Here is a 19,489-nt window from a genome sequence, read left to right as displayed (position 1 = left end):
GATGACCGGCGACTCTCGGACCCGGACACGACAGGGACCGATCGGGGCTGCGCTGAAACGCCGGCAAGTGTTCGTCGAAGCGATACGTTCGCGGCTGTGGCCGGTCCCGGCAGCTGCGGTGCTGCTGGCCGTGCTGGCCGGCATCGGCATGCCCGAGCTCGACGCCGCCGTCGACGACCGGCTGCCACCGACGGTGGCGGGGTACCTGTTCGGTGGTGGTGCCGACGCCGCCCGCGAGGTGCTCAGTGCGATCGCCGGGTCGCTGATCACCGTCACCTCGCTGACGTTCTCGCTGACCCTGGTGACCCTGCAGCTGGCCAGCAGTCAGTACTCGCCGCGGCTGCTGCGCACCTTCGCCGCCGACCGGGTCGTCCAACGCACCCTGGGACTGTTCCTCGCGACGTTCGTCTACGCGCTGACCGTGCTGCGCACGGTCCGCAGCGACACCGACGACAGTGCCTTCGTCCCCCAGCTGGCGGTCACGACGGCGTACCTGCTCGCGGTCATCAGCGTCCTCGCACTCGTGCTGTTCCTCGGGCATCTGGTCCGGCAGATCCGCGTCGAGGCCGTGCTCGAACAGGTGCGCGCCGACACCTGCGAGACCGCTGCGAGGTTGCTGCCTGCGGATCGGCAGGATCGGCCCACGCTGCCCGTCCCCCCGCCGAGCCCGCACTACGTCGAGGCGGCCTCGTCCGGATTCCTGGTCGAGCTCGACGAGCACGCGCTGCTCGCGGCGGCCGAGCAGGCAGAGGCGGTGGTGTGGGTGAGCCGGCCGGTGGGCAGTCCGGTGCTGGCGGGCACGCCGGTCGCGTCGTGGTGGTCCCTGCGTCCGCAGCTCCCGGCCGAGGACGAGGCCCGAAGGCTGTGCGAGCGGGTGCGCGGTGCGCTGCGCACCGGCAGCGAACGCACCGCCGTCCAGGACATCGGGTACGGGCTGCGGCAGTTGACCGATGTGGTGGTGCGGGCCCTCTCGCCCGGCATCAACGACCCGACCACCGCGGTGCACGGACTGGTCTCGTGCACCGCGGTCCTGGGCGACCTGCTCGACCTTCGCCTCGGCCCGTACCCCCTGTGCGACGAGCACGGCCGGGTCCGGGTGGTGCTGGCGCGACCTACCTTCGCCGAACTGCTGGATCTGGTGTGCACTCAGCCGCGGCTCTACGGCGCCGACGATCCGGCGGTGCTGGACGCGTTGCTGTCGATGCTGCGGGAGCTGGCATGGAAGGCCGCCACTGCGCAGCAGCGTGCGGCGATCACCGACCAGCTCGGGCGCCTGCGGGAGCACATCCCGGGCCACGGTACCGCGACGCGTGGGCACTTCGACGAGCTCATCCGGCAGGTAGGCGACGCCCTCGAAGGACGATGGCAGACATCATGATCTGGATCTCGAGTATGGTGGGTGCGGCGCTGATCGTCGGGGCGCTGCGGGACATCTTCGTGACGTTGTGGCATCCCCGGGGATTGGGCACGATCTGCCGGGGGGTGTTCGTGGTCCTGTGGCGTGGCGCGCACCACCTCGGGCGGCGACGGCGGCTGCTGGGTTCGGTCGGGCCGGTCGGACTCGTCGTCACCGCCGGGGTGTGGGCGACGATGATCGTGCTCGGCTGGGCCCTGATCTACCTGCCGCACATGCCCGACGGATTCTACTTCGCCAGTGCGCTGCGCCCGTCGGCCGCGTCGGACCCGGTCATGGCGCTGTATCTGTCCCTGGTGACCGTCGGCACCCTCGGCTTCGGGGACATCACACCGGCCTATCCGGCGCTGCGACTGCTGATTCCGTTGCAGGCGCTGATGGGGTTCGTGCTGTTCACTGCGGCGATTTCCTGGGTGCTGCAGATCTATCCGGCGCTGAGCCGTCGCCGCGCCACTGCCCGCCGGCTCGTGCTTCTGGCGGCCACCGGCACCGAACAGATTCTTCCCGCCGCGGAGGCGAGCATCGCCGTGCAGTGGCTCGACTCGGTCACCGAGGCGCTGACCACGAGCGAACTGGACCTTATGCAGTACGGCGAGACCTACTTCTTCCGCGAATCCGACGCAGACCTCTCGCTCGCCGCCGCTCTGTCGTACGCACCGCGACTCGCGGCCGCGGGCGCAGGGTCGTCCGCGATCGAGGTCCGCCGGGCCGCGGCGATCCTCGACGAACAGACCCGTCGCCTCACCCGGCGGCTGGACACCGGGTTCCTCCACACCGGCGGGACCGTCGACGAGATCTGTGACCGTTTCGCTGCCGACCACCGGCATCAACCGGTGAGCACCACGTAACAGGACTCCCCGCAACCGAATCGGCCGAAAAACTAATCGTGCGTCTCGTGTCGTCCCGCACGCTCGTGGGTACGCGAGTTCGTACCGGAGCGTGCAGCTCGGGTGTTCCGATTCGACGAAAGGAAACTCATGAGCACTGCAGCGACCATGCTCGACAGCTACCCGAAGGACCTCGGCGGTATCGACACCGGCAAGCTCACCGCGTGCATCGAGGCGTGTATCGAATGCGCGCAGGCGTGCACCGCCTGCGCCGATGCCTGCCTGGGTGAGGACTCGGTGGCTGAGTTGATCAAGTGCATCCGCACCGATCTGGATTGCGCCGACATCTGCGAAACCACGGGGCGGGTCCTGTCGCGGCATACCGGCTACGACGCCGCCCTGACTCGTTCGGTGCTCGAGACCTGCGCGGCGGCGTGCAAGTCCTGCGGGGACGAGTGCGCCCAGCACGCCTCCCACCACGTGCATTGCAAGACGTGCGCAGAGGCGTGCCGGCGATGCGAACAGGCCTGCCGGGACCTGATCGGTTCCCTTGGCTGAGCACCGGCAGTCGCCGGTCGCCGCATATCCCACATCGGCGACCGCGTCGTCTGTTCGTACCGCGTGGAGCTACTTCCCAGAATATGAATTGACCGAGCGGCGAACCGATCTCGGTCCCGATGGTCAGAGCGTCGCAGGCGCCTGGCAACTCGGTTTCGTCACCGTGGGTTTCTCGCGGCTCACAGTTGCCGGCGCATTCCGGGCTCCCGCGTGAGGTCGGTGAACTGTGCTGCCGCATCCCCGTTTATCGCTGTGGCGGCGTCGCTGCGCCGCCACAGCGGCAGCACCGCACGCTCGTCCACTCCTTCGAGCTCGAACGCGAGCGCGGCATACTCGCTCATCGTCGCCAGCAGCACCCCGATCCATCCGGCCGTGCTCTGCCACCGCGCATGCCGGTCGGATGCGCCAGTCCGGTGTCGGCCACCGGACCACGCGCCAGGAACCCGAACACGCACGCGATCAACTGCACCGGCACGGTCGATCCGAGCACTGCCTACGCGATCAACGTGCCTTGCTCGGACGGTGCCCCCGGCTGCAGACCGGCGAAGCAGAAGGTGGCCACGCACAGACCGAGAAACCCCACCGGCAGCGGCGTGCTGATCGGGCGCACGCCGATACCGGTGACAGCGCCGGGTGGTTGCGCGGACGACGCGGACGAGGAATCAGTCATGGCCCGTGCACTACCCGAACGCCGGGGCGGCATACGTCGGTGCTGTTCGGACGGGGCAGGACTGGGCAGCGGGGCACCTGCCCGGGTCGATCCGGTAGCGGGACAGGGCCTTCAAGGGGCGTCGGGGCGGGAAGGGGCTCCGCCGGCTGCGGTGTTCCCCCCGGCGGTTGTGCGTAGCTCGGCGCCGGATACCGGAGCCGGGGGCTCCGAGTCCATCCGGGCCAGATGGTGCTTGATCCATTCGGTGCTGGTCGTCGCGGGTGCGGACAGGTATGCGTTCGTGTCGGTCATGGAAGCCCATCGGGATCGGGGTCGGGGGCGGGCGGCTGCGCACGGCGGGGTGCCGAGTTGGTGTGCGGGCCGGTCGCCGGTGGGACGAAAGGTGGTCGGGGCGGGTGGTCGCTCATCGGATGTGTGGGGAGACGGGCGGGGGAATGTCTCCCGGTCCCCAGAACGGGCGGTATCCGTAGTAGCCGTACAGGTCGGCGTAGTACTGCGGGGCGTGGGCCAGTTCCGGATCGTAGGGCGAGCTGTCGGCGACATGACCGCGGGTGCGGTCGAGACGGACCGCGTCGGGGGCGATGTGCGCGACGGCGTCGACGGGGACGAGGCGGTCGGTCTTGCCGAGGCCGAGGAAGCCGCCGGATCCGATTCTCAGCAACCGTACGGTGTGGTCCTGTTCGTCGACGAGCAGGCCGTCGACGGTGCCGATCTCGTCGCCGTCGCGGTCGTACACGGCGCGGCCGCGGATGTCGTCACCGGGATCGACCAGGGTCAGGTCGGTGTCGTTCAGGTCGATCAGGATGGGCTGGACGGGCCGGTCCTGGGCTGCCATGAGTCTTCCTTTCCGTGTCCTCCCCTACGAGCTGGGTTGGGGGTATTCGCAGTCGACGCTCGGGTTCACCCCGGCGTAGTTCAACGGTCCGGCCACGACGGTGACGGCAATGGTGCCGACGCTGGCGCAGTTGGTCGAGGCGTCTTCGAAGTAGCCGCGTTGCCCGGCCGCGACGGCGCCGATGGCCAGCCAGATCAGCACCAGCACACCGATCAGGCCGGACAGGCGGTTTCGGGTGCGCATATCGTCTTCTCCTTCCCGGGTGGTCAGGTTCGGGTGCTGCCGTTGGTGGCGGCCACGGCCTCGGCGACGGTGTCGCAGCACCCGAGCGTGGCGTCGAGACCCGTCAGGTGCAGGACGTGCCGCACCTGCGGTTGCACGGCCGTGGTGAGCGTGGCGCGGCGTCGGCGCACCCGGTTCGCCGCGGCGTCGAACATCGCCATGCCGACGCACCCGAGGAACGGCACCTCCGTCAGATCCAGCACTAGATCGGTGCCGTCGGCGCTCGCCCGGCTCAGATGGGGCTCGAGCGCGGGTGCGGTGGCGAGGTCGATGTCCCCGCGCACGGTCAGTACGAGCGGACCGTCGGGGCAGGGATCGAGGTGGACCTGCAGGGCCGGAGCCGAGGGGCGGTCGGCTGCGGGCGCCGAGGACGGTGGCGGCGCCGACAGTGATGGCCCGGCCGGGGGTGGGGCGGGTGCGAAGGACGGGTTGCTGGTCATTACGGCATTTTCCGTTCGTGCGGCCGGCTCAGGGACCGCCGTGCCCACGCCGAAGGCAGGCGAGCAGACGCGGCCCGGGGGCGGCCGGAGATCGAGGGTGCAGGTCGGATCGATCTGTCCTCCACGCTAGTAACGCCCCGCGCCGGGTCAAGGCAGAGTACGGCGCAGCACGGCATGGTTATGCGATTGCAATGCGTGGGTCGAGCATTGCCCATGGGTCCCGGCCGCGGGATGCGGCGTCGCCGAGATACTGTTCGATCACCCACCGTCCCTGGCGTTTCCGCAGTTCACAGCCCTGTGCCAGGCCGGCCGCAGACGGTATGGCCGGCCGGAGGTCTCGTGCGGGCCGGCCCCCCGCCTGCCGTCTCGGCACTTCCCGGTGCCCCTTCACGTGCGCCCACCTCGTTTGTGGCCGCGGGGGTGCGGGTACGGCGGGGACATGCGCGTCGCCCGAGCCGGGCGCACGACACGATCGGCGCGACACCCCCGCTGCTCACCCCGACTGTCCCCGGGCCCGGTTCGTTGCATTCCCTGCACAGCGACGCACCCTTCGAGGGACAGGAGAACAACCATGACCGTGCCGCACCCCGCCCCCACTCGTCCCTGCACCCGGGAGCCGACCCCGCGCGCCCGGAGCTCGCGGCGCCGTGGAGCCGCCCTGCTCGCCGGGGCGGCAGTCCTGGCCGTGGCCGGCTGCACCACCGACAACGACCCACCCGAATCCACCACCGGCCTCCCGTCGGTGTTCACCGGCTCGCCGGCGCCGCTGACCACCGGCGAGACCCCGGGCGAGCCCGGACACTCCCCGGGCGGCAACTTCGTCACCGCCGGCTTCGCCGACCCCGAGGGCGATCCGGCCGGCACGGTCACCTTCGTCGAACGCGCCGGCTTCCTCGAGATCCAGGCCCGCGTGTCCGGGCTGGAACCGGGTTTTCACGGTTTCCACGTCCACGAGAACGGCACGTGCGAGGCGGACTCGACCGCCCCCGACCGAAACGAGACCGGTGATTTCCTCTCCGCCGGTGGGCACCTGCAGCTCGGCGACCGCACCGGCGTCCCGGCCAGCGGGGACCTGACCTCGATCCATGTCCGCGACGACGGCCGCGGACTGCTGGTGACCTCCACCGACGCGTTCACCCTGGCCGATCTGAACAACAACGGCCGCGGCCGCGCCGTCGTCGTGCACGCCGACCCCGACAACTTCGGCCACATCCCCACCCGCTACACCCTGCCCGACGGCGCCGCCGTCCCCGACCGGCAAACCCTGAGCACCGGTGACGCCGGCCCCCGCGTCGCCTGCGCCGTCGTCGAATAGGCGTCGTCCCCGGTCCCCGAGCACGCCTCGGGGCACCCATGATCGGAAAGGCACCGAAGTTCATGACCGTCGTCTTCTCGCCGCGTCCCCCACGTCCCCGGACACGCCACCGGATCCCCGCCGTCCTGGGGCCGTTGCTGCTGGTGCTGACCGCCGCGTGCGGGGCCGGGCAACAGGCCCAGACCGCCGACGTGCGCGGCGGCGGCAACGGCAGCAGCGCCGAAGTCGGACACATCCTGCTGCGCAACGTCTACCTCGACGCCGAACCGGACCCGCAAGGCCCCTCCGGGTACGGCGACCCCACCTTGGCGTTCACCGCCGTCAACACCAGCGTCGACATCGTCGACCGGCTGGTGCGCATCGAATCGGAGGAGGCCACCTCGGTGACCATCGACGCCGACCCCGCCGCCCTGGAGTTGCGCCCGGACACCGCCCTGGCCGCCGGCCAACCGATCGAACAACTCGACAAACCCCTCGCCCCCGACAATCCGATCACCGTGCGGGTACAGATGGCCGACGCCGCCGTCGACCCGGGCACCGCCGTGCCGTTCACCTTCGTCTTCGAGCGCGCCGGCTCGGTGACCTTCGACGTGCCCTTCGACGTCTGGACGCCGGGCGAGCCCCCGCCCCCGACCCGCCCCACCGTCAACTGAAATCCTCCCCGGCGGTGTCACCGCTTCTGCGACCGGTGCCCGTCCGACGGCTGTCGGTCGGTCTCGGCGTCGCCGCGGCGCCGCACGATCAGCCATTGGCCGGCGAAGACGGCTGCGGCCACCACTGCGGTGACGACCACCGTGAACAGATCCGTGCGCACCTTCATGATCACGAAGGGCACGAGCACGAGCACATCGAGCGCGATCGCCACCGCCGGGACCCAGATTGCGAATTCCACCTCGTCGCGCAGACGACGGACCATGCCCCAGTGGATGGCGATGTCCATCGACAGGTACAGCATCGCCCCGAGCGACGCGATCTGACTCAGATCGAACACCGTCGCCGTCACCAGCGCCAACGCTGCGGTGATCAGCAGCGACTGCCGATTCACCGACCCCGGCAACCCGGGCACCTGGCCCATCTGTCGCAACATGTCGTACAGCCGCGACACGGAGAACAGGCTCGCCACCAAGCCGGACAACGTCGCAACCACCGCCACCGCCACCGTCAGCCACACACCCCAGGACCCGAACAGCGGCTCGGCAGCCTCGGCCAGTGCGTAGTCGCGGGCGGCGACGATCTCGGGCACCGACAGGCTCCCGGTGACCGCGACGGTCAGCAGGAGGTAGAGCACCGTGCACACCGCGATCGCGATCACGATAGAGCGCGCGATGTTGCGCCGGGGATCGCGTAGATCGTCACCCTGATTGGTGATCGTGGTGAAGCCCTTGTACGCCAGGATGCACAGGGCGATGCCGGCCAGGAAACCGAGTAGTCCGCTCTCCGGCGGCGTCGCATCCGCGCCCCCGGTGACCAGCCGCGAGAATGCCGACACGCCGGTGGCGGCGATCCCGGCCACCGCCAGTGCCCCGATCCCGACGATCTTGATCGCGGCGGTCGCCGTCGCCGACCCTTCCACCCACCGGTTGCCGACCAGGTTGACCACCGTCGCGGCGACGATTGCTACCACCGCCAGGACCGGCACCCACACGGCTGAGCCCTGCATCCCGAACGGGCGCAACAGGTACGTGCCGAAGGTCCGGGCCAGCAGGCTCTCGGCCAGGATCATCGACACATACATGAACAACGAGAACGACCCGGCCACCACACCGGGCCCGTACGCGGCCTTCAGGATCATCGCGATCCCACCCGAGGACGGGTTCGTGCTCGAGTACCGCACGTAGGAGTAGGCGCTGAATGCAACCACCAGCGCGCCCGCGACGAACGCCCACGGCACCCAGGACCCGGCCAGTTCCGCCACCTGTCCGACCAGCGCGAAGATGCCTGCGCCGATCATCACCCCGGTCCCCAGCGCGACCGATCCGGTCAGCGACAACTTCTTTTTCTGCTCGGTGTCCGACAGCACCTGTTCCACCTCGTCTCACGTTCGTCGAGTTGTCGCGCCCGCCTCGGGCAGTCGATTTGTTCGGTGCCTACCCTGGCTGGGCCGGGTGGAACCCTCGGAAAGATTGCGTACGTCCGGTGGTGCCGGAGATTCGCCCCCGAACGGCCGGCGGAAGCACCGGGGGAGGGGTTACGAGATGCGGCGTTCTCGCAATCTGCAGCGGCGGCGAGTTGTGGGCTTTCGGCCCTTGAGGGCCGGTATGGGGATTCGTAGCGTCGGAGTCGGGCATCGTGACGAGGAGGCTGGCCATGACAAAGACGACTGCGACCCCCATTCCTGCCGGAATCGAGTCGCCCGACGCGGTTCACACCCGGTTGGGGACCTTGCGATTCTTCGACGGTTTTCCGGACGATGCGACGGTCCGGACGTTGTTCGACAACCTGGACTTCCAGCGCGCCGTCCAGGCGTACCTGCTGGCGCTGCCCGCACTGAACATGATGGCGATGCGCAGGGCGCTCCTGGAGCAGGGTCCGGTGAACTCGACGGCGTACGTCTTCGAAGACCTGATGCATCCCTGCACCGTCTGGCTCACGGCGAACACGAGCACCTCCTACACCGCCATCTGGATCGACCTGCACGACGGTCCGCTCGTGATCGAGGCGCCGCCCGGTGTGCTGGGCGCGATCGACGACAGCTGGGGGCGTTGGGTGGCCGACGTCGGCCTGTCCGGACCCGACAAGGGCGAGGGCGGCGCCTACCTGCTGCTGCCTCCGGGCTACGACGGCGAGGTTCCCGACGGCTACTTCGTGGTGCGTACCAAGGGCTTCGGCATGGCGATGTTCGTTCGCGGCTTCCTCGACGAGCACGGCGATCCCCATCCCGCCGTCGAGGTCATCAAGGACAAGACCCGGGCCTATCCCCTCGCGCTCGCCGACCGTCCACCGTCCATGCGGTTCGTGAACGTGTCGCCGGAACCGATGGTCGGCGTCCCGCCCGCCGACTTCCGGGCGTGGGAAATGCTCGACGAGGTGGTGCAGTCCGAACCGCCCGAATCGTCCGATCCGCTCACCCTGGGATTCTTCGCCTCGATCGGCATCCGGCGCGGCAGGCCGTTCGACCCGGACGAGCGCATGCGGGCGATTCTGACCGAAGCAGCCGCGGTGGGTGACGCCACCGGTCGCGCCCTCACCTACCGGTTCCGGCAGCCGGAGGCCTACCGTTACCCGGGCAGCACCTGGCGCGCATTCTTCCTCGGTGGCCATCGGTTCGAAGAAGACGGGGTCGCCCTGCTCGACGCTGCCGTGCAGTTCAACTTCTCGGTCACCGGCGTGAGTCCGGCAGAGGACGTCGAGAAGATCGGCGCCGGGTCCCAATACGTCGTTGCCTGCGTCGACACCGACGGCAACCCGTTCGACGGCGGCCGTACCTACCGGCTCCGCGTTCCCGCCGACGTTCCGGCCGCCAATTTCTGGTCCGTCCTCGTCTACGACACCCAGACCCGGTCGATGCTGCAGACCGGGCAGGAGTGGCCGTCGGTGACGAGCCAGGACCGGGATTTCACCCCGAACGACGACGGCTCCGTCGACATCCACTTCGGCCCCGAGCCACCCGAGGGCGGCCACAACTGGATCCAGACCGTGCCCGGCAAGAGCTGGTGGGCCATGTTCCGGTTGTACGGTCCTCTCGAACCGTGGTTCGACAGGACATGGCGGCTACCGGACATCGAGCCGGTGTGACGTCAGATCTCGCGCCAGGCTTCCTCGGCCATGTCGTGACCGTGCGCGGCCATGAGCATCAGCCCGCCGTCGACAGGAATCGAGCCGCCCGTGAGGTACGACGAGCGTGGCGATGCGAGAAATGCGATGGCCGAGGCGACTTCGTGGACGTGCCCGGGCCGGCCGACCGGATTGCCGGGACGGTCCTCGTGGTACGCCTGTGACTCGTCCATGCCTGTCATCGGGGTCGAGATCTCGCCGGGCGCAACCGCATTGACGAGGATCCCGTGCCGGCTCAATTCCAGTGCGAGGCACTTGGTGAGCATGCCCAGGCCGGCCTTGGCGCTGCAGTAGGCGGCGGCCCCGAACCGGGGGATGTGCTCGTGCACGCTCGTGACGTTGATGATCCGGCCCCCGCGGCCACTGGCGATCATCCGGCGAGCCGCGCGCTGAGCGCACAGGAACGGACCGTCGAGGTCGGTCGCGAGCACCTCGCGCCACGTCTCGTAGCCGAGGTCGAGAACTCGGTCCGTGTGCCCGGTTCCGGCGTTGTTGACCAGAACACCCAGACCGCCGAGCTTCTCGGCGAGCGTGTCGACGACATCGGCGGTGTCCGGGCTGGTCAGATCCTGGCGGACGACGAAACAGCGCTGGCCGCGCTCCTCGATCCCGTCCCGGGTGCTGCGGGCGCCGGCTTCGTCGGTGTGGAACGTGATGCCCACGTCGAATCCTTCCGAGGCCAGCGTCTCGGCCGTGGCCTTGCCGATTCCCGAATCGGCACCGGTGACGATCGCGAGCCGCTCGTGTGCAGGAATGCTCATGTCCGGCGAGTACCCAGTCGCCGGCCGCTGACACGCCGTCGGTGGTCGCGGGTGGTCGTCTCGAGTACCCTCACGCCTGGGGAGCACAGGAGGCACACATGACCACCTTTGCCGTGACCGACACCGGCGACGGGCTGGACGTCACCCTGAACGGCACGACCCACCGTCTCGACGTGGAGGACGCGAGCCGGCTGGCGCACCGGATCCTCGACGTCGTCCACGCCGCCTACCCCGAGCGCACGGGCCGAGGGCTGGAATCCTGGCCCACGGAGCGTGTGGAGGAGTTCGTCGCCGACCTCGAACGGACCGTGAACCCGGACCGGCCCGGGCACATCCTCAGGGCCGCCCGGGTAGAGCTGGATCGCCGTCGGGGCGACGTCCGGTGATCAGGAAGACGACCCGTTCGGCCACGTCCACGGCCTGGTCTCCGAAGCGTTCGTAGAAGCGGGCCACCAGGGCGAGGTCGACGGCGGGGGTCACGCCGTGCGTCCAGGCCGGATCCCGCAGCGTCCCGAGGACGCGGGCGTGGACGAGGTCGAGTTCCGCGTCGGTGCTCCGGATCTGCGCGGCCAGCTCCAGCTTCGGCTCGCGGAAGGCATCGCACAGGGCGCGGACCATCGTGGCCGTGAGTTCGCCCATCCGGGTGATGTCGCCCCGGACCTGATCGGGGACGAGCTCGCCGGGGGTGCGACGCCGGGCTGCGCGCGCGATGTGCAGGGCGAGCTGGCCCATACGCGCCAGATCGCTGCTCATCCGCACCGCGGAGAACACGAACCGCAGATCCCCGGCGACCGGATGCTGCAACGCCAGGATCGCCACGGCCCGTTCGCTGCACTCGGTGTGCAAGGTGTCGATGTCCTCGCCGAGATCGAGCGCTTCCTCGGCTGCTGCGACGTCGCCGTCGAGCAACGCGCGTGTCGACAGCTCCAGGGCCCTCGCGGCGAGTTCGGCGAGGCCCCGGAGCTGACCGGTGAGGTCGCGTAATTGCTGATCGAACGACGCCCTCATAAGTACCGATCCACTGCGCTGTCCTCCGTTGCTGTCAGGAAGGCATACCCGGAGATGGCCCCCGGTATACCCCCATCGACGAGTTTCCCCGCAATACCCGGTCGCGGCGCACACAGTCCGACAATCCCCGCAATACGGTCCGACCGGACGGCCGAGGTTTCGTTGCGACCCGACGGGGATAGCCAGTTCACGATGACTGAGAACATTTTCGTACCTGGACTGACCGATCTGCAGCGCGGAGAGCTCGGCACCGTCGAGATTCCCGAAGGCTTCACCTTCCACGGATTGCTCGACTACGAGTCGCTGGTCTCCGCCGACAGCTTCGACTTCGACACATTGCTCGAGAGAGCGGACAAGGAACTCGATTCGTTCGAGGGCAGTGTCGACGCGATCATCGCCCACTGGGACTTCCCGACCAGCGTGCTCGTGCCTGTTCTCGCGGCCGCACGCGGCCTGCCGTCGCCGAGCCTCGAGAGTGTGATCCGCAGCGAACACAAGCTGTGGAGCCGCATCCTCCAGCGTGAGGTCGTGCCCGAGTGTGTGCCGGCTTTCGACGCGTTCGATCCCTTCGATCCGGAGGCACTCGACAAGATCGACGTCCCGTTCCCGTTCTGGGTCAAGCCGATCAAGGCGCACTCGTCTCAGCTGGGCTTCGAAGTGTCGAACGCCGAGGAGTTCGCCTCCGCGACCGCACGCATCCGAGGGGAGATCGGCCGCATCGCGAGTCCCTTCGACCAGGCGCTGGCTCACGTGGACATCCCGGTGGAGGCGCGCGCCGCGGGCGCTCGCACCTGCCTGGCCGAACAGATCGTCACCGGCACGCAGGCAGCGCCCGAAGGGTCGATCTTCCAGGGAGAGTTCGGAGTGCACGGCGTGTTCGACATGCGCAAGGACGAGTCCGGGCACAGCTTCGATCACCTCGACTACCCCGCGCGCACCGTCCCGCCCGAGGTGCAACAGCAGATGATCGACGTCACCGAGCGCTATCTGCGGCACACCGGCTACGACAACGGTTGCTTCAACTCCGAATTCATGTGGGACGCCGAGACGGGCAAGCTGTGGCTCATCGAGGTGAACACCCGTATCTCGCAGTCGCACAGCGACCTGTTCGCGAAGGTGGACGGAGCGTCCAATCACGCGGTGGCGATCGACGTCGCTCTCGGCCGCCGGCCGCGGATGCCGCACCGGCAGGGTGAATTCGCGGTGGCGGCCCAGTGCATGGTGCCCCGCTACGACGACGGCATCGTCACCCGCGTCCCGAGTGAGAGTGAAATCGGCGCGCTGCAGGCACGTTTCCCCGGTACGGTCGTGCGGATCGACGTACAGCCCGGCACCCGGCTGTCCGACCTACCCAACCAGGACGCCTACCGGTACAAGCTCGCCACCCTCTACCTCGGCGCTTCCGGTCATGACGAACTGGAGCAGCGTTATCGCGACTGCCTCGAGGCATTGCCCTTCGAATTCGAGGAGGCCGCCTAGTGCACACGGTCGAGTCGTTCCCGTACGAGGTGCGAGACGTCGAGAACGTGTTCGTTCCCATGCGCGACGGCGCGCGCCTGGCCGCCCGGATGTGGCGACCGGTCACCGACGAACCGGTCCCGGCGGTACTCGAGTACATCCCGTACCGGAAGCGGGACCTGACCCGGGCGCGGGATGCCCTCAATCACCCCTATTTCGCCGGGCACGGCTACGTGTCCGTGCGTGTGGACATGCGCGGCAGCGGCGACTCCGACGGGGTGCTCGCCGACGAATACCTGGCCGCCGAACACGACGACGCCTGCGACGTCATCGCATGGCTCGCCGAACAGCCCTGGTGCGACGGCAATGTCGGCATGATGGGTATCTCGTGGGGCGGGTTCAACAGTCTGCAGGTGGCCGCCCGCCGCCCGCCGGCGCTCAAGGCGATCGTCAGTGCCTCCGCCACCGAGGATCTGTACGTCGACAACATGCACTACATGGGCGGATGCCTGCTCTCGGACAATCTGTCCGAGGCGACGGTGATGTTCGCGTTCAACAGCCTGCCCCCGGATCCGGCGATCGTCGGTGACCGGTGGCGGGAGATGTGGCACGAGCGCCTGTCCGGCAGCGGATTGTGGATCGAGAAGTGGCTCGAGCATCAGCACCGCGACGACTACTGGAAGCGGGCGTCGGTGAACGAGAACTACGGGGACGTGGAGTGTCCGGTGCTCGCGGTCGGCGGCTGGGCGGACGGCTACACCAACGCGATCTTCCGGCTGCTCGAACATCTGCACGTTCCGCGTCTCGGTCTGATCGGCCCGTGGGGGCACAGGTATCCGCACCTGGGCGTGCCCGGGCCGGCGATCGGGTTCCTGCAGGAACTCGTCCGCTGGTGGGATCATTGGCTCAAGGGCCGCGACACCGGAATCATGGACGAGCCGGTGTTGCGGGCCTGGATGCAGGACAGCATCCCGCCGCAGCCGACGTACGCGGACCGGCCCGGTCGCTGGGTGTCGGAACCGTGCTGGCCGTCCCCGAACATCGAGGACCGGCGTTACACTCTGACCCGGCATTCGTTGTCCGACAAGCCTGCTGAGGAAGCCGACCACCACCGGATCCGGCTGCAGTCGCCGCTCAGTGTGGGCATGTTCGCCGGCAAGTGGGCCTCGTATGCCGCGACACCGGACCTGCCGGGCGATCAGCGGGAGGACGACGGCGGTTCGCTGGTGTTCGAGACCGAACCGCTCGACGACACCTTCGAGGTGTTCGGGCTGCCGACGCTCGAGTTGGACGTGTCGGCGGACCGACCCAATGCGATGGTGGCGGCGCGTCTGTCGGATGTGGCGCCGGACGGCGAGGCCACCCGCGTCACCTACGGCCTGCTGAATCTCACCCACCGCGACGGCAGCGGCGACCCGCAACCCCTCGAGCCGGGCCGGACGTACCGTGTGCGGGTGCCGCTCAACGGGATGGCCCACTCGTTCCCCGCCGGCCATCGCATCCGGTTGTCCGTGTCCTCGTCGTACTGGCCGCTGGCGTGGCCGTCGCCGGAACCTGTGATGCTGACGGTGAATACGGGCACCAGCACCCTGACGCTTCCCCACCGCCCACAGCGTCCCGGGGACGACGAGAGACTACGTGCGTTCGGCCCCCCCGAGGCTGCTCCGGAGGCCCCCGCGACGCACCTGGAACCGGGCCGGCACCACTGGAAGGTCGAACGCGACCTGGCGACCGGGGTCTCCACCCTCGAGATCGAGAACGATCAGGGCACGATCCTGCTCGACGACGTCGGCACGACGGTCCGCCGCGCCACCACCGAGTGGTTCAGCTTCCGGGGCAACGACGTCGATTCCGTGCGGGGCGAGACGAGGACCGTGCGCCGCCTCGAACGCGGCGACTGGCGTACCGAGATCACGACGAACACCGTGTTGCGGTGCACAGCAGACGAATTCGTCATCGACGCCCGCCTGGACGCGTTCGAGTTGGGGAACCCGGACGTCGACCCGCGGCCGGTGGAGAATCGGGTCCATTCGCAGAACTGGCACCGCCGCATTCCGCGGAACCTCGTCTGACCGCCGTCAGTTGGCTGCTTCCTGCTCGCGTTGCCGGCGCAGCCGCTGTGCCGCCGCGTGCGCGCCCTCCCGCTCGAGGGCCCGGAGCATCGTCTCCACCTTCTCCGCGGGGGCACGCGGTGGCAGCAGCGGGGTGCCCGGGTCGACGACCGCCTGGATCAGCACCGGACGATCGGCGCTCAGGGCGGTACGCCACGCCTCGTCGACGTCCTCGGGCCGATCGATCCGGATGCCCTCGAGACCGAGCAGACGGGCGTAGTCGGCGTAGGGGAAGGGCGGGACGGTCTGCGAGGCGGGGATGCGGGCATCGCCCTCCATTTCCCGCTGCTCCCAGGACACCTCGGTGAGATCTCCGTTGTCGAGGACGAGGACGGCGAAGCGCGGATCGGCCCAGTCGCGCCAGCGGTGGGCGAGAGTGATCAGCTCCGAGATGCCGTTCATCTGCATGGCGCCGTCCCCGGCCAGCGCGACCACCGGGCGATCCGGGTGGGCGAGCTTGGCGGCCAGGCCGTACGGCATCGCGGATCCCATCGAGGCGAGGGTGCTCGACAGGTGTGCCGGCACTCCCGGTGGCAGTCGCAGGAACCGGGCGTACCAGTACACGACCGAACCGACGTCCACCGCCACCTGGGCGTCCGGGGGGAGATGGTCGGACAGGGCCGCGACGACCGCCTGCGGATCGAGCCCGTCCGCGGGCTCCGTGCGTCGTGCGGCGGCGATCCGCCGCCAGTTCCGGACCATCTGCTCGACGTCGCGGCGCCACGGGCGGTCGGTTCGGTGCAGCCGTGGCAGCAGGGCGCGCAGCGTTTCGCGGGCGTCCCCGGCGAGGGGCACCTCGACGGGATACTTGGCGCCGAGGTTGCGGGCGTCGATGTCGATCTGCACGGCGCGCGCCTGGCCCGGAGCGGGATAGAACTCCGTCCACGGGTCGTTGCTGCCCACGATCAGCAGGGTGTCGCAACCGGTCGTCAGGTCCGCCGCGGCGGTGGTGCCGAGATGCCCCATGACACCGCAGGCCCAGTCCCGGGACTCGTCGATGACGGGCTTGCCGAGCAGCGACGTCGTCACACCCGCGCCGAGCAGTTCCGCGAGTTCGTCGACCTCCCGGGCCGCACCGTGGGCGCCCTGGCCGACGAGCAGCGCGATCCGCTGCCCGGAGTTCAGCAGGTCGGCGGCCCGGTCGAGGTCCGCGTCGGTGGGCAGGACCCGTGGGACCGCGACCGTCGCGGCGCTGGGAACCACGCCGTGGGTGTGCTCCTCCTCGGCGACGCCCGCCTGCTGCACGTCGTGCGGGACGATCACGCACGTCGGGCTCGACGTCGCCCGCGCGGTGCGGAATGCGTTGTCGAGTACCGCGTCGAGTTGTTCGGGGGTGTCGAGGGTCTGCACGTACTGGGCGCACACGTCCTTGAACAGGGTGGGCAGCGCGACTTCCTGCTGGTAGCCGCTGCCCTGGGCCGTCGTCACCACGTGCCCGACGATCGCCACCACCGGTTTGCCGTCGAGTTTGGCGTCGTACAGGCCGGTCAGCAGATGCACCGCCCCCGGCCCCTGGGTGGCCAGGCACACCCCCACCTCGCCCGTGTACTTGGCGTGGCCGGTTGCCATGAACGCCGCCATCTCCTCGTGCCGGGTCGTGACGAGTTCGATGTGCTCGGACGAGCGGTCGAGCGCGGCCAGGATCGGGTCGATGCCGTCGCCGGCGTAGCCGAAGACGCGGTGCACGCCCCAGGCCCGGAGCCGGTCGACAATCCCGTCGGCGACGTTGGCCATGGTGTTCCTCCCGGTGGCGCCCGCCGTCCGCCGCGGGCATCGTTCGTCGTGTACTCGTTCGTCGCGTACTCGGGGCGGGGTGCCCGGTGGGAGCCGCGTGAAACCTCGCCGTGGGGCGAAAACCTGGCGGGCACACTGATCGCATGAGGTTGCTGCTGCTGGCCGACACCCACGTCCCCGTCCGCGCGCGGGACCTGCCGGCGCGGGTGTGGGAGGAGGTCGATCGCGCCGACGTGGTGCTGCACGCCGGGGACTGGGTCGACGTCGCGCTCTTCGACGCCCTGTCCGAGCGGGCGGCCCGGTTGGTCGCGTGCTGGGGTAACAACGACGGTGCCGAGCTGCGAGGCCGGATGCCCGAGACCGCACGCGTGACGCTCGAGGAGGTGCGCTTCACCGTCGTCCACGAGACCGGCGCCTCGGCAGGTCGCGACCGACGGATGTCGGCGGCGTACCCGGACACCGACGTCCTGGTGTTCGGGCACAGTCACATCCCGTGGGACACCACCACGGCGACAGGGCTGCGGCTGCTGAACCCGGGGTCGCCGACGGACCGCCGGCGACAACCGTTCTGCACCTACATGACCGCCACCGTCGCCGGCGGTGCACTGGGTGAGGTCGTACTGCACCGCCTGTGACCGGAAATCGAGCCGAACGACCGGTTCGGGCGTACGGTGGGTGTGCCCCGCTACCGCCCGAGGGAGCTCACATGCCCGCATCCTTCTTCGCGCATCCCCACCAGGCGTTCACGGCAGGTTTCTACCGCGACGAGGACTTCGACTTCGACGTCCGCTTCCTGCTCGGGCAGGCCGTGCACGGCGCGGCGGACGTGGGGGAGGTCCTCGCCACCATCGCCCCGCTCGGGGAGAAGGACCCCGAGAAGTGGTTCGACGCCTGGGTGGCGCTCGGCAATCGCGTCCGACGGCTCGCCGACGCCTCCATCGAGACCGGGCACGCGATCAGTGCCGCAGGCGCATACCTGCGCGCGGCAACGTATTTCGCTACCGCAGTCAACTCCGTCGACGGGCTGGGCGACGACGGCCCGCTGCTGCCGACGTTCCGGCAGCATCGGGCGGCGTGGGACCGGTTCGTCGAGACCACCCCGCACCCGGCCGAACAGGTCGACATTCCCTACGAGGACGGTTTCCTGCCGGGCTACCTGCTGCGTCCGCTCGGTGCGGAGACCGGCGAGCCCCGCCCCACACTGATCCTGAACAACGGCAGCGACGGACCGATCAGCAGCCTGTGGACCGCCGCGGGCGCCGGTGCCCTGGCGCGCGGCTACAACGTGCTGTTCTTCGACGGCCCCGGCCAGCAGTCCATGCTGTTCGAACGCGGCGTGCCGTTCCGCCACGACTGGGAGGCTGTCATCACCCCGATCGTGGACTTCCTCCTCCGGTACCCGGAGGTCGACGACTCGCGCATCGCTCTCTACGGGATCAGCCAGGGCGGATACTGGGTGCCGCGCGCACTGGCCTTCGAGCACCGGATCGCCGCCGCCGTCGCTGACCCGGGCGTGGTCGACGTGTCCGCGTCGTGGTTCGCGCACATGCCGAAGAACATGATCGAACTGCTCGAGAAGGGCGACCGGGAGAAGTTCGACCGGGACATGGCCTTCGGCATGCGGCTGTCGGGCCGGCTCGAACGCACCTGGCGGTTCCGGGCCCGCCCCTACCGCCGGATGGACTCGTACTTCGACACCCTCACCGAGGTGCTGAAGTACCGGCTCGGCGACCTCGCCGGCTCGATCACGACGCCGATGCTGGTCACCGACCCGGAGGACGAGCAGTTCTGGCCCGGCCAGTCCCGCCGGCTCGCCGAGGGGCTGCCGGGGGTGAAGGAACTCGTCGCTTTCACCGCCGCGGAGGGAGCCAACTTCCACTGCCAGCCCCTCGGCCGCGCTCTCACCGATCAGCGGATGTTCGACTGGCTGGACACAATGCTGGTCGACCCGGACCGCGTCCGGGCTCCGGGCGGCGCGTCGTCGCGCGAGGCCGCGGAAGGCTGATCGAGGTGGCAGCCGGCAGGAGCCGGCCCCGCGGCGGTGTCCTGTCCACACCCGCGCGGTCCCCGGGCAGCCGCGACCGCCGTTGCTGTCGCGGCTGACTGCCCGGCGCGCGGCTGCGCTTCCTCCGACCGAATGTCACATTCGGGTCGCGGAACCGACCGGATGTGACATTCGGTCAGGCAGGACGCGCTACCCACAGCCGCAAGCATGCGCTAATCTGTGACTCGACCGTGACCAATCCGTTATTGAACGGACTACTCGAACGTCGAGGACAGCAGTTTGGCCCCGTACGCCCGC

The 19,489-nt window shown here is 69.4% G+C and carries 20 protein-coding genes; 11 read left to right on the top strand and 9 right to left on the bottom strand.

Annotation, left to right across the window (positions count from 1 at the left end; all coding sequences use genetic code 11):
• The first annotated feature begins 1 nt into the window (after position 1).
• The 3 genes from ACM26Y_RS22110 (at position 2) to ACM26Y_RS22100 (ending at position 2,799) form a co-directional block, all read left to right on the top strand.
• Positions 2-1,378 (top strand): DUF2254 domain-containing protein, encoded by a 1,377-nt coding sequence (locus tag ACM26Y_RS22110; protein WP_416061971.1) that lies wholly within the window; start codon positions 2-4, stop codon positions 1,376-1,378.
• Positions 1,363-2,262 carry a potassium channel family protein gene (locus tag ACM26Y_RS22105; protein WP_416061970.1) on the top strand — a complete coding sequence of 300 codons (900 nt, stop codon included), beginning with the start codon at positions 1,363-1,365 and terminating at the stop codon, positions 2,260-2,262. Before ACM26Y_RS22110 ends, ACM26Y_RS22105 begins: the two co-directional genes overlap by 16 nt.
• A 129-nt stretch (positions 2,263-2,391) precedes the next feature.
• On the top strand, positions 2,392-2,799 hold the full coding sequence (locus ACM26Y_RS22100; protein WP_003934813.1) for a four-helix bundle copper-binding protein: 408 nt from the start codon (positions 2,392-2,394) through the stop codon (positions 2,797-2,799).
• A 179-nt stretch (positions 2,800-2,978) separates the two neighbouring features.
• Here ACM26Y_RS22100 and ACM26Y_RS22095 read toward each other — a convergent pair whose 3' ends face one another.
• From ACM26Y_RS22095 to ACM26Y_RS22075, 5 genes are all read right to left on the bottom strand, one after another.
• Complete coding sequence (locus ACM26Y_RS22095; RefSeq protein WP_416061969.1) at positions 2,979-3,140, bottom strand: hypothetical protein; 162 nt, start codon at positions 3,138-3,140, stop codon at positions 2,979-2,981.
• A gap of 152 nt (positions 3,141-3,292) precedes the next feature.
• On the bottom strand, positions 3,293-3,469 hold the full coding sequence (locus tag ACM26Y_RS22090; RefSeq protein ID WP_161628470.1) for a hypothetical protein: 177 nt from the start codon (positions 3,467-3,469) through the stop codon (positions 3,293-3,295).
• A 403-nt stretch (positions 3,470-3,872) separates the two neighbouring features.
• Positions 3,873-4,304 (bottom strand): PRC-barrel domain-containing protein, encoded by a 432-nt coding sequence (locus tag ACM26Y_RS22085; protein WP_416061968.1) that lies wholly within the window; start codon positions 4,302-4,304, stop codon positions 3,873-3,875.
• A 24-nt stretch (positions 4,305-4,328) separates the two neighbouring features.
• A complete protein-coding gene (locus ACM26Y_RS22080; protein WP_416061967.1) occupies positions 4,329-4,547 on the bottom strand; it encodes a hypothetical protein in 219 nt (72 codons plus the stop codon).
• A gap of 23 nt (positions 4,548-4,570) precedes the next feature.
• Positions 4,571-5,026 (bottom strand): STAS domain-containing protein, encoded by a 456-nt coding sequence (locus ACM26Y_RS22075; RefSeq protein WP_416061966.1) that lies wholly within the window; start codon positions 5,024-5,026, stop codon positions 4,571-4,573.
• Between the two features lie 571 nt (positions 5,027-5,597).
• Between ACM26Y_RS22075 and sodC the strand changes: the two genes are divergently transcribed.
• On the top strand, positions 5,598-6,341 hold the full coding sequence (gene sodC / locus ACM26Y_RS22070) for a superoxide dismutase[Cu-Zn] (protein ID WP_416061965.1): 744 nt from the start codon (positions 5,598-5,600) through the stop codon (positions 6,339-6,341).
• A 38-nt stretch (positions 6,342-6,379) separates the two neighbouring features.
• A complete protein-coding gene (locus tag ACM26Y_RS22065; RefSeq protein ID WP_416061964.1) occupies positions 6,380-6,994 on the top strand; it encodes a hypothetical protein in 615 nt (204 codons plus the stop codon).
• 17 nt (positions 6,995-7,011) lie between these two features.
• Here ACM26Y_RS22065 and ACM26Y_RS22060 read toward each other — a convergent pair whose 3' ends face one another.
• Positions 7,012-8,370, bottom strand: a complete 1,359-nt coding sequence (locus ACM26Y_RS22060; RefSeq protein WP_416061963.1) for an APC family permease — start codon at positions 8,368-8,370, stop codon at positions 7,012-7,014.
• Between the two features lie 278 nt (positions 8,371-8,648).
• On the opposite strand from ACM26Y_RS22060, the gene ACM26Y_RS22055 reads away from it, so the two are divergent.
• The gene (locus ACM26Y_RS22055; RefSeq protein ID WP_416061962.1) at positions 8,649-10,076 is read left to right on the top strand and encodes a DUF1254 domain-containing protein; all 1,428 of its coding nucleotides are present in this window, start codon (positions 8,649-8,651) and stop codon (positions 10,074-10,076) included.
• A 2-nt stretch (positions 10,077-10,078) separates the two neighbouring features.
• Here the strand turns inward: ACM26Y_RS22055 and ACM26Y_RS22050 are convergent, their stop codons facing one another.
• Positions 10,079-10,876, bottom strand: a complete 798-nt coding sequence (locus ACM26Y_RS22050; RefSeq protein ID WP_416061961.1) for an SDR family oxidoreductase — start codon at positions 10,874-10,876, stop codon at positions 10,079-10,081.
• A 98-nt stretch (positions 10,877-10,974) separates the two neighbouring features.
• Between ACM26Y_RS22050 and ACM26Y_RS22045 the strand changes: the two genes are divergently transcribed.
• Entirely contained in the window at positions 10,975-11,262 is a 288-nt protein-coding gene (locus tag ACM26Y_RS22045; protein WP_054372498.1) for a hypothetical protein, read from the top strand.
• Here ACM26Y_RS22045 and phoU read toward each other — a convergent pair.
• Entirely contained in the window at positions 11,213-11,884 is a 672-nt protein-coding gene (phoU, locus tag ACM26Y_RS22040; protein ID WP_416061960.1) for a phosphate signaling complex protein PhoU, read from the bottom strand. The genes ACM26Y_RS22045 and phoU overlap by 50 nt on opposite strands.
• A 192-nt stretch (positions 11,885-12,076) precedes the next feature.
• Between phoU and ACM26Y_RS22035 the strand changes: the two genes are divergently transcribed.
• Together ACM26Y_RS22035 and ACM26Y_RS22030 are read left to right on the top strand one after the other, a co-directional pair.
• On the top strand, positions 12,077-13,363 hold the full coding sequence (locus ACM26Y_RS22035) for an ATP-grasp domain-containing protein (protein WP_416061959.1): 1,287 nt from the start codon (positions 12,077-12,079) through the stop codon (positions 13,361-13,363).
• Positions 13,363-15,414, top strand: coding sequence for a CocE/NonD family hydrolase (locus tag ACM26Y_RS22030; protein ID WP_416061958.1), 2,052 nt, complete (start codon positions 13,363-13,365; stop codon positions 15,412-15,414). The genes ACM26Y_RS22035 and ACM26Y_RS22030 overlap by 1 nt, the downstream gene beginning before the upstream one ends.
• 6 nt (positions 15,415-15,420) lie before the next feature.
• On the opposite strand, the gene ACM26Y_RS22025 is transcribed toward ACM26Y_RS22030, so the two are convergent.
• The gene (locus ACM26Y_RS22025; protein ID WP_416061957.1) at positions 15,421-17,187 is read right to left on the bottom strand and encodes a thiamine pyrophosphate-requiring protein; all 1,767 of its coding nucleotides are present in this window, start codon (positions 17,185-17,187) and stop codon (positions 15,421-15,423) included.
• Between the two features lie 143 nt (positions 17,188-17,330).
• Here ACM26Y_RS22025 and ACM26Y_RS22020 point away from each other — a divergent pair, with 143 nt between their 5' ends.
• Both ACM26Y_RS22020 and ACM26Y_RS22015 read left to right on the top strand, forming a co-directional pair.
• A complete protein-coding gene (locus ACM26Y_RS22020; RefSeq protein ID WP_416061956.1) occupies positions 17,331-17,822 on the top strand; it encodes a metallophosphoesterase family protein in 492 nt (163 codons plus the stop codon).
• Between the two features lie 71 nt (positions 17,823-17,893).
• Positions 17,894-19,192: an alpha/beta hydrolase family protein gene (locus tag ACM26Y_RS22015; protein ID WP_416061955.1), complete on the top strand. Its 1,299-nt coding sequence runs from the start codon at positions 17,894-17,896 to the stop codon at positions 19,190-19,192.
• The last annotated feature ends 297 nt before the right edge of the window (positions 19,193-19,489 follow it).

It is taken from the genome of Rhodococcus indonesiensis, from assembly GCF_047782815.1.
Lineage (GTDB): Bacteria > Actinomycetota > Actinomycetes > Mycobacteriales > Mycobacteriaceae > Rhodococcus > Rhodococcus indonesiensis.
Note: the sequence above shows the minus strand (reverse complement) of the source record. Positions and strands in the feature narration are given on the sequence as shown.

Bases quoted from the DNA above. Each gene is read 5' to 3' on its own strand.
- phoU (WP_416061960.1), bottom strand. From the start codon at position 11,884: ATGAGGGCGTCGTTCGATCAGCAATTACGCGACCTCACCGGTCAGCTC.
- ACM26Y_RS22065 (WP_416061964.1), top strand. From the start codon at position 6,380: ATGATCGGAAAGGCACCGAAGTTCATGACCGTCGTCTTCTCGCCGCGT.
- ACM26Y_RS22035 (WP_416061959.1), top strand. From the start codon at position 12,077: ATGACTGAGAACATTTTCGTACCTGGACTGACCGATCTGCAGCGCGGA.
- sodC (WP_416061965.1), top strand. From the start codon at position 5,598: ATGACCGTGCCGCACCCCGCCCCCACTCGTCCCTGCACCCGGGAGCCG.
- ACM26Y_RS22015 (WP_416061955.1), top strand. From the start codon at position 17,894: ATGCCCGCATCCTTCTTCGCGCATCCCCACCAGGCGTTCACGGCAGGT.
- ACM26Y_RS22105 (WP_416061970.1), top strand. From the start codon at position 1,363: ATGGCAGACATCATGATCTGGATCTCGAGTATGGTGGGTGCGGCGCTG.
- ACM26Y_RS22090 (WP_161628470.1), bottom strand. From the start codon at position 3,469: ATGACTGATTCCTCGTCCGCGTCGTCCGCGCAACCACCCGGCGCTGTC.
- ACM26Y_RS22045 (WP_054372498.1), top strand. From the start codon at position 10,975: ATGACCACCTTTGCCGTGACCGACACCGGCGACGGGCTGGACGTCACC.
- ACM26Y_RS22050 (WP_416061961.1), bottom strand. From the start codon at position 10,876: ATGAGCATTCCTGCACACGAGCGGCTCGCGATCGTCACCGGTGCCGAT.
- ACM26Y_RS22020 (WP_416061956.1), top strand. From the start codon at position 17,331: ATGAGGTTGCTGCTGCTGGCCGACACCCACGTCCCCGTCCGCGCGCGG.
- ACM26Y_RS22055 (WP_416061962.1), top strand. From the start codon at position 8,649: ATGACAAAGACGACTGCGACCCCCATTCCTGCCGGAATCGAGTCGCCC.
- ACM26Y_RS22085 (WP_416061968.1), bottom strand. From the start codon at position 4,304: ATGGCAGCCCAGGACCGGCCCGTCCAGCCCATCCTGATCGACCTGAAC.
- ACM26Y_RS22075 (WP_416061966.1), bottom strand. From the start codon at position 5,026: ATGACCAGCAACCCGTCCTTCGCACCCGCCCCACCCCCGGCCGGGCCA.
- ACM26Y_RS22095 (WP_416061969.1), bottom strand. From the start codon at position 3,140: ATGAGCGAGTATGCCGCGCTCGCGTTCGAGCTCGAAGGAGTGGACGAG.
- ACM26Y_RS22110 (WP_416061971.1), top strand. From the start codon at position 2: ATGACCGGCGACTCTCGGACCCGGACACGACAGGGACCGATCGGGGCT.
- ACM26Y_RS22080 (WP_416061967.1), bottom strand. From the start codon at position 4,547: ATGCGCACCCGAAACCGCCTGTCCGGCCTGATCGGTGTGCTGGTGCTG.
- ACM26Y_RS22100 (WP_003934813.1), top strand. From the start codon at position 2,392: ATGAGCACTGCAGCGACCATGCTCGACAGCTACCCGAAGGACCTCGGC.
- ACM26Y_RS22025 (WP_416061957.1), bottom strand. From the start codon at position 17,187: ATGGCCAACGTCGCCGACGGGATTGTCGACCGGCTCCGGGCCTGGGGC.